The organism is Pseudomonas sp. Irchel s3f7, assembly GCF_900187615.1.
GTDB lineage: Bacteria > Pseudomonadota > Gammaproteobacteria > Pseudomonadales > Pseudomonadaceae > Aquipseudomonas.
On sequence record NZ_FYDO01000053.1, the window covers coordinates 1 to 8,461 of the forward strand.

Consider the following 8,461-nt stretch of genomic DNA (forward strand, 5'->3'; position numbering starts at 1 on the left):
CCAAGCTCAGCACTGAGGGCTCGCTCGATCAAAGCCTTCTTGAACGCCGCAGAGGCGTCCTCAATGGCTTCAGCGGTCATCGGTCCATCGGTGAATTGCTCGAGCAGCTCTTTCGGGATTTTCGGTAGTTCTCGCAACGCGGGTTTCTTTTTGGTTGGCATACATGCACCTCTTACTCATGTTATGCCCGAACACAAAATTTCTGACACCCCCTTTATTGGAATAGCAATCGTCGATCCAGGCCACACATTACCTAATCTTTACCGTTTATTTCTTTAATCCTGCAATGCATGGCGAGACAAACAACTCACCGCGCCACGCGCCCAGCACCGTGCGCTTGCCAACGATCAGCCACATCAGCGCCAACAACGCCACCAGCACACACCCCGCGACACTGAAAAACGTCAGATTCAAGGTACTGGCCAGTTTCAGCGTCGCCAGCGAATACACACCCAGCGGAAAGGTGAAGCCCCACCAGCCAAGATTGAAAGGAATCCCGTCGCGCAGATAACGCACGGTGATCAGCACCGCCATCAGCATCCACCACAAACCGAAGCCCCACAGCGTAATGCCGGCCACCAACCCCAACCCGGCAGCGACTTCACCGACACCCGGCAAGCCATTGGCCGCGAAAATCAGCGGCGCGTCCCCGCCCAGCAGCAACATGCCCAAGGCACCCGTGCCGATTGGACCGAGCGCCAACCAACTCGACGCGGCCATGTTTTCATGGGGCAGTTTATGCAACGCCATGCGCAGCAACAGTATCGTCAGGATGCTGAACGCCACCGGCAGGGAAAATGCCCACAGCACGTAGCTGGTCACCAACACCACCAGTTGCGAATGGGCGTCGGCCAGGTGCGGTGCCAACAAGCCACCGCTGGCCGCCGCCACTTCGGCCGCGACCACAGGAAGCAACCAGACCGCGGTCATCTGATCGATGCTGTGCTCCTGACGGGTGAACATCATGTAAGGGATCAACACGCCGCAGGCCAGTGACATCGCCACGTCCAGCCACCACAACATTTCTGCGAGGTGAATCACGCCGTCACCCCAGCGAGGAACGCCGAACACCAGGAAACCGTTGATGATGGTTGCCAGGCCCATCGGGATGGTGCCGAAAAACATCGAAACCGTGGAATGGCCGAAAATTCGCCGCGCCTCGTCAAAAAACATGACCCAACGCGCAGCGTAGATCGCTGTGAACAGCAGAAACAACACGATATTGAACAGCCAAAGCGCTTCGGCGATGGCATGCAGACCGGGTATTGCAACCGGTAGTTGCGCCAGCGCCAACGCCAGCACGCCGGTGCCCATGGTGACGGCGAACCAGTTCGGGGTGAATTGGCGAATCACTTCGCGCGGGTGCTGCAAGTGGGTGAAAGGCTTGATGCCGGGCTTGATGCTATTGGCGCATGTCATGGCGAACTCCTGTCCTCATGTGAGGTAGAGCCCATGCTAGATCCAAAAAGAATATCTATATAACGGGTAATATCTCTATAACTTATCTATTTCACAGATATAACATTGATCTTATGCGTCCAGCACAAACAACCTGTGACACCCCGCCACGCCACGACCTTGGTCGACACTGACTAACCGGGGCGGCCGTGCGAGACTGTCTGTCCGGGCGGGAGGCCCGGAAGTCTTTTGCCGGGAGTTTCCATGTCGCTGTCCACCGGGCTGATTGCCGCCGTCGCCCTGGCCTATATGGCCATCATGTTCGCCATCGCCTTCTACGGCGACCGTCGCAGCGCGCCGTTGCCGCCGCGCGTGCGGGCGTGGGTATACAGTCTGTCGCTGGCAGTCTATTGCACCAGCTGGACCTTTTTTGGCGCCGTGGGTCAGGCTGCCGAACAACTCTGGTCATTCCTGCCGATCTACCTCGGGCCGATCCTGTTGTTGCTCGGGGCGCCGTGGGTCCTGCAAAAAATGGTGATGATCAGCAAGCAGGAGAACATCACCTCCATCGCCGACTTCATCGCCGCACGCTACGGCAAATCCCAGTCATTGGCGGTCGTGGTGGCGCTGATCTGCCTGGTCGGCGTGCTGCCTTACATCGCCCTGCAGCTCAAGGGCATCGTGCTCGGCGTAAACCTGTTGATCGGCGCCGGGGCCGATGCCATGGGGACCCGCGCCCAGGACACTGCGCTGATCGTGTCGCTGGTATTGGCGCTGTTTACCATCGTGTTTGGTACCCGCAACCTCGACGCCACGGAGCACCACCGCGGCATGGTGCTGGCGATTGCCTTCGAATCATTGGTCAAGCTGTTCGCCTTTCTCGCCGTCGGGGCGTTCGTGACTTACGGTCTGTACGATGGTTTCGAAGACCTGTTCGACCAGGCCATGCTCGCGCCGCGCCTTGAAGAATACTGGAAGGAAACCATCAACTGGCCGTCGATGGTGGTACAGACCGGCGTCGCGATGATGGCGATCATCTGTTTGCCACGGCAGTTCCACGTCACGGTCGTGGAGAACATCGAGCCGCAGGATTTGCGCTTGGCCAAATGGGTATTCCCGGCCTACCTCGCCCTGGCGGCATTGTTTGTCGTGCCTATCGCCCTCGCCGGCCAGATGATGCTGCCCAGTTCGGTGTTGCCAGACTCGTTCGTGATCAGTCTGCCACTGGCTCAGGCACATCCGGCGCTGGCCCTGCTGGCGTTTATCGGTGGTGCTTCGGCGGCTACCGGCATGGTGATTGTGGCCAGCGTGGCGCTGTCGACCATGGTCTCCAACGACATGCTGTTGCCGTGGTTGCTGCGACGCAACAATGCCGAACGTCCCTTCGAAGTGTTCCGTCAGTGGATGCTCTCGGTACGCCGCGTCAGCATCGTGGTCATTCTGCTGCTGGCCTACGTCAGCTATCGCTTGTTGGGCTCCACCGCGAGCCTGGCGACCATCGGCCAGATCGCCTTCGCCGCCGTAACCCAATTGGCCCCCGCCATGCTCGGCGCCCTGTACTGGAAACAGGCCAACCGCCGCGGTGTGTTTGCCGGCCTTGCTGCCGGCACCTTCCTGTGGTTCTACACCTTGGTCCTGCCAATTGCCGCCCACGGCCTCGGCCTGTCGTTGAGCAGTTTCCCCGGCCTCGCATGGCTGCACTCAAACCCGATGAACCTGCCGATCACCCCGCTGACCCAAGGCGTGGTGCTGTCCCTGGCCGGCAACTTCACGCTGTTCGCCTGGGTCTCGGTGTTGTCCCGCACCCGGGTTTCCGAGCACTGGCAGGCCGGCCGCTTCATCGGCCAGGAGATCAGCGCCCGCCCCAGCGCCCGTTCGCTGCTGTCGGTGCAAATCGATGACCTGCTGCAACTGGCCGCACGTTTTGTCGGCGAAGAACGCGCTCGCCAGAGCTTCATCCGCTTCGCCTATCGCCAGGGCAAAGGCTTCAATCCAAACCAGAACGCCGACGGTGAATGGATCGCCCACACCGAACGATTGCTGGCCGGTGTGCTTGGGGCATCTTCGACACGCGCTGTAGTAAAAGCCGCCATCGAAGGTCGGGAAATGCAACTGGAGGACGTCGTACGAATCGCCGACGAAGCCTCGGAGGTGCTGCAATTCAATCGCGCCCTGTTGCAAGGGGCCATCGAGAACATCACCCAAGGCATCAGCGTGGTCGACCAGTCGCTGAAGCTGGTGGCCTGGAACCGTCGTTACCTGGAATTGTTCAACTACCCCGACGGTTTGATCAGCGTCGGCCGGCCAATTGCCGACATCATCCGCTACAACGCCGATCGCGGACTGTGCGGCCCCGGTGAAGCCGAGGTGCACGTCGCCCGCCGCCTGCACTGGATGCGCCAGGGGCGTGCGCATACTTCCGAGCGGCTGTTCCCCAACGGACGGGTGATCGAACTGATCGGCAACCCGATGCCTGGCGGCGGCTTCGTCATGAGTTTCACCGACATCACCCCGTTCCGCGAGGCTGAGCAAGCCCTGACCGAAGCCAACGAAAGCCTCGAGCAGCGAGTCACCGCACGCACCCATGAACTGTCGCAACTCAACGTCGCCCTGACCGAAGCCAAGGGCACCGCCGAGGCGGCGAACCAGTCTAAAACCCGTTTTCTGGCAGCGGTCAGCCATGACTTGATGCAACCGTTGAACGCGGCGCGGCTGTTCTCTGCCGCCCTCTCTCATCAGGGTGATGACCTGTCGCGCGAAACACAGAAACTGGTGGCGCATCTCGACAGTTCACTGCGTTCGGCCGAAGACTTGATCAGCGACCTGCTGGACATTTCCCGCCTGGAAAACGGCAAGATCAATCCGGACCGCAAGCCTTTTGCCCTCAACGAACTGTTTGACACCCTCGGTGCAGAGTTCAAGGCACTGGCGCAGGAGCAAGGGCTGACATTCCGTGTTCGTGGCAGTGCACTGCGCGTCGACAGCGACATCAAGCTGCTGCGACGGATTCTGCAGAACTTCCTGACCAACGCTTTCCGCTATGCCAAAGGCCCGGTGTTACTGGGTGTGCGCCGACATAAGGGCGAACTGTGCCTGGAAGTCTGGGACCGCGGCCCGGGCATTCCGGAAGATAAGCAGCGGGTGATTTTCGAAGAGTTCAAACGCCTCGACAGCCACCAGACCCGTGCCGAAAAAGGACTGGGGCTAGGCCTGGCGATTGCCGACGGCCTGTGCCGCGTCCTCGGTCATACCTTGCGCGTGCGCTCGTGGCCGGGACGCGGCAGTGTGTTCAGCGTGAGCGTGCCTTTGGCTCGATCACAGGTTGTCATGCCGGCAAAGCCCCTGGAACTCAACGGAAAGTTACTCAACGGGGCGCAAGTGTTGTGCATCGATAACGAAGACAGCATCCTGATCGGCATGAACAGTTTGCTCACGCGCTGGGGCTGTCAGGTCTGGACCGCTCGCAACCGTGATGAGTGTCTGAAGTTGCTTGATAAGGGCGTGCGCCCGCATTTGGCGCTGGTGGATTATCACCTCGATCACGGCGACACCGGGACAGAACTGATGGCCTGGTTACGCACCCGACTGGGCGAGCCGGTGCCGGGCGTGGTGATCAGCGCCGATGGTCGGCCGGAGACAGTGGCTCAGGTGCATGCGGCGGGGCTGGATTACCTGCCAAAACCGGTGAAGCCTGCGGCGTTGAGGGCATTGTTGAGTCGGCATTTGCCGTTGTAACGATCGCAGCCTTCGGCAGCTCCTACATAGATCGGCACTGTAGGAGCTGCCGCAGGCTGCGATCTTTTGATTTCATTCCGGCAACTCGACCAAGCCGTCCACATCCGTCATCGCCCGTTCCAGCAAATCCGCTGGCAGGCTCTTACTGGCGCGTGCCCCCAGCAACTTGAGCTGTTCGCTACGACTGACCAGATTGCCGCGGCCTTCTGTCAGCTTGTTGCGTGCCGAGCTGTAGGCCTTGTCCAGTTGCTGCAGGCGATTGCCGACTTCGTCCAGATCCTGAATGAACAGCACGAACTTGTCGTACAGCCACCCGGCGCGCTCAGCGATCTCCCGAGCATTCTGGCTTTGGCGCTCCTGCTTCCACAAACTGTCGATCACCCGCAGGGTCGCCAGCAAAGTGGTCGGGCTGACAATCACGATGTTGCGGTCAAACGCTTCCTGAAACAGTGTTGGCTCAGCCTGCAATGCAGCGGAAAACGCCGCTTCAATCGGCACGAACAGCAAAACGAAATCCAGGCTGTGCAAGCCGTCGAGACGTTTGTAATCCTTGCCGGCCAAGCCTTTGACGTGATTACGCAACGACAGCACATGCTGCTTGATCGCAATCTGGCCGATGGCCTCGTCTTCGGCTGCTACATATTGCTGGTAGGCGGTGAGACTGACTTTGGAGTCGACCACCACCTGCTTGTCGCCCGGCAGATAGATGATCACGTCGGGCTGGAATCGCTCGCCATCCGGGCCTTTGAGATTGACCTGGGTCTGGTATTCGCGGCCCTTTTCCAACCCCGCGTGCTCAAGCACCCGCTCCAGAATCAATTCACCCCAGTTGCCTTGGGTCTTCTGCCCTTTCAAGGCACGTGTCAGGTTCGTCGCTTCGTCGCTCAGGCGCAGGTTCAACTGCTGCAAACGTTCCAGTTCCTTGGCCAGGGAGAAACGTTCGCGGGCCTCGGCCTGGTAGCTTTCTTCGACGCGTTTTTCGAATGACTGGATGCGTTCTTTCAGGGGATCCAGCAATTGCCCAAGGCGTTGCTGACTGGTTTCGGCAAAACGCTGCTCGCGCTCATCGAAGATTTTCCCCGCCAGCTCGGCGAACTGTGCGCGCAGCTCGTCTCGCGAGCCTTGCAGGTCGTTGAGGCGTTGTTGATGGCTGTCCTGTTGTTCACGCAGTTCGGCGTTCAGCGAGGCTGCCTGGGCATCCAGACGGCGCAACTCGGCTTCTTTGCCGGCGCGTTCGAGGTTCCAGGCATGGGCGGCGTCGCGAGCGTCATCACGTTCGATCTGCAACAACTCGACTTCCCGGCGCAGGGCGGCCAGGTCTGCCTGCTTGGCAGCGTTGGCTTGAGTCAGATCACCGATTTCATCGCGGCACGAATCAAGCTGCGCATTCAGTCCGTCCTGGGCCAGTTGCGACATGGCCAATCGCTCTTGCAGCAGCGCGACGTCTGCCTGCGCAGTACCCGCTCGACGTTGAAGCTGCCAGGCCAGTACCAACAACGGCAGCGCTGCACCCGCCAGACCAAGCAATACGCTGGTCAAGTCCATCGCCATAACCACTCCCGCCATCCCGATAAAGCTTGAAGGTTAACCAAGGCGCCAGGTCTTGGACAGCTCAGTCTTCGATCAGCCCCAACTCCTGTTGCGCACGACGATCCCCTGCCCGAGCCGCCTGACGCAAAAGGTCCTGGCCGATCCGGCGATCCCGTGCGTTCCCGCATTCACGGCACATCAACTGACCGAGACGACTTTGTGCGGACACCACGCCTTCACGGGCCGGTTGCTTGAGCAATCGGCCGGCGATGTGTTTGACGTTAGGGTTTTCACCCAGCCGCGGGCTATCCAAAAGCCACTCGGCCACACGCATTGAAAAGCGTTTGGTAGGAGAAACAGAAGGAGGTGTCGAGGATGTGGAATCAGAGGCTGAGCGAAACTTCATAAAGCACTGTGGGGCAGATCGGAAGGCGCGCAACTTTACTCTCTTTTTCTGACAGGTAAAGCTGAAAATAACCCGGCAGGCCCGTCCTAGAGCAAGCGCTCGGGACAATCCACAGAAGCTGTGGATAACTCAGTGGACAACCGCCCGCGAACCCCCGCAAAGCCCTGTGGAATGGGGCTCGCAGTCAAACTGACGATTTTTTCACCAGTAAAAAAAAGCGATGTTTTTCATTGACTTAAATTTTGCTAGCAGGCAGCCATCAGGCTTGAACGTGAGATGACAGAGCGGTGACAGACTCTGCAACTAATGTGCACAAGTCCCTTTGTGATGGTTATATCCATGCACTTTTTCGGCGCACTGGGCACGATGTCTGGGGATAACACTCGACAAACGGTCGAATCATGCAATTTTTTGCGTTACAACTTCGATGACCAGTGGTCGGATTGTCTAGCGATTCAGAGCGATATCACGGGGGTATGCCCTGGCAGGATCGGCCTGCCAGAAAACCGTCTGTAACTTCTTTTGCTATCACCCTTCCCTTCGCTACTTCAATCCGTTAGTATCCGCGGCGTTAGTACCAAGCTGAAAGTCAATTCTGGTCGAACAAATCCCCCCGGTCAGCCTTCCCGAAGGAAGCTTCCACCGAACAAGCGGGATCGACCACCTCGATGGTTTCCAGGTAAAACTTGCGTCAACACAGCCTTTGAATCGAAAGCAAAGGGTGTTGCCAGGCTCACTTACTCTGACCGAACCAACCTGCAAATTGATCAGGATCTTCACCCCGGGCCCAGAACCTTTGCCCTTGATGTGTTGCCTGCCCTCCTAAGTACCTACCTGCCGGCCCAAGCGCGCAAATAATTCAGCGCTTCAAACTGGCTGCTTTGTTCCAGTCGGGTTCTTCGTTCGATCAATGGTGATCGACGTTACTGGAACGTTTTAACGTTGCACGGTTCTTATCCGTGTCATTTGCAGGAACACCCAATAATGTCTACTCAAATCCATACTCAGGATGCCATTCGCACCCTAACCAACGCTTTTGCACCAATGAACTGCCTGATCATGGCCGCTCGCAAAGGCTGCTTCAGCTTCACGCTGGTTAACGAACACGGCATCGCCCGTCACAGCGAGCGTCTGTACCCCGATCAATACTCCAGCGCCGAACCGCTGCAGGCCGTGATCGAGCGTACCCGTCAGGCACTGGTTGCCTGATACGCCAGAAAGGCTGGAAACCCAAAGGCCCCGCTCAAAAAGCGGGGCTTTTTATTGGTTCTTCACGGAATCCCGGGAAACACAGAAACAAGAACGCCGATTTGATTGATGATGTTCGTGCGAGCAAACACATCTAACAAACCGGCGTTCTTATGCGCGATATTAATACTTTCCTTCCTTTTT

The 8,461-nt window shown here is 58.5% G+C and carries 5 protein-coding genes and 1 pseudogene; 2 read left to right on the plus strand and 4 right to left on the minus strand.

Annotation, left to right across the window (positions count from 1 at the left end):
* Together CKW19_RS27855 and CKW19_RS27860 are read right to left on the minus strand one after the other, a co-directional pair.
* Nucleotides 1-161 (minus strand): annotated as a pseudogene (locus CKW19_RS27855) (IS256 family transposase); the annotation flags it as partial.
* A 106-nt stretch (nt 162-267) separates the two neighbouring features.
* Entirely contained in the window at nt 268-1,419 is a 1,152-nt protein-coding gene (locus CKW19_RS27860; RefSeq protein ID WP_095061724.1) for a TDT family transporter, read from the minus strand.
* A gap of 243 nt (nt 1,420-1,662) precedes the next feature.
* Between CKW19_RS27860 and CKW19_RS27865 the strand changes: the two genes are divergently transcribed.
* The gene (locus CKW19_RS27865) at nt 1,663-5,133 is read left to right on the plus strand and encodes a PAS domain-containing hybrid sensor histidine kinase/response regulator (RefSeq protein WP_095061726.1); all 3,471 of its coding nucleotides are present in this window, start codon (nt 1,663-1,665) and stop codon (nt 5,131-5,133) included.
* A 72-nt stretch (nt 5,134-5,205) separates the two neighbouring features.
* On the opposite strand, the gene rmuC is transcribed toward CKW19_RS27865, so the two are convergent.
* Both rmuC and CKW19_RS27875 read right to left on the minus strand, forming a co-directional pair.
* A complete protein-coding gene (gene rmuC / locus CKW19_RS27870; protein ID WP_177408866.1) occupies nt 5,206-6,570 on the minus strand; it encodes a DNA recombination protein RmuC in 1,365 nt (454 codons plus the stop codon).
* 175 nt (nt 6,571-6,745) lie between these two features.
* Nucleotides 6,746-7,069 carry a hypothetical protein gene (locus tag CKW19_RS27875; protein WP_095061730.1) on the minus strand — a complete coding sequence of 108 codons (324 nt, stop codon included), beginning with the start codon at nt 7,067-7,069 and terminating at the stop codon, nt 6,746-6,748.
* Between the two features lie 984 nt (nt 7,070-8,053).
* Here CKW19_RS27875 and CKW19_RS27885 point away from each other — a divergent pair.
* Nucleotides 8,054-8,278 carry a hypothetical protein gene (locus tag CKW19_RS27885; protein WP_007898912.1) on the plus strand — a complete coding sequence of 75 codons (225 nt, stop codon included), beginning with the start codon at nt 8,054-8,056 and terminating at the stop codon, nt 8,276-8,278.
* Nucleotides 8,279-8,461: the final 183 nt, after the last annotated feature.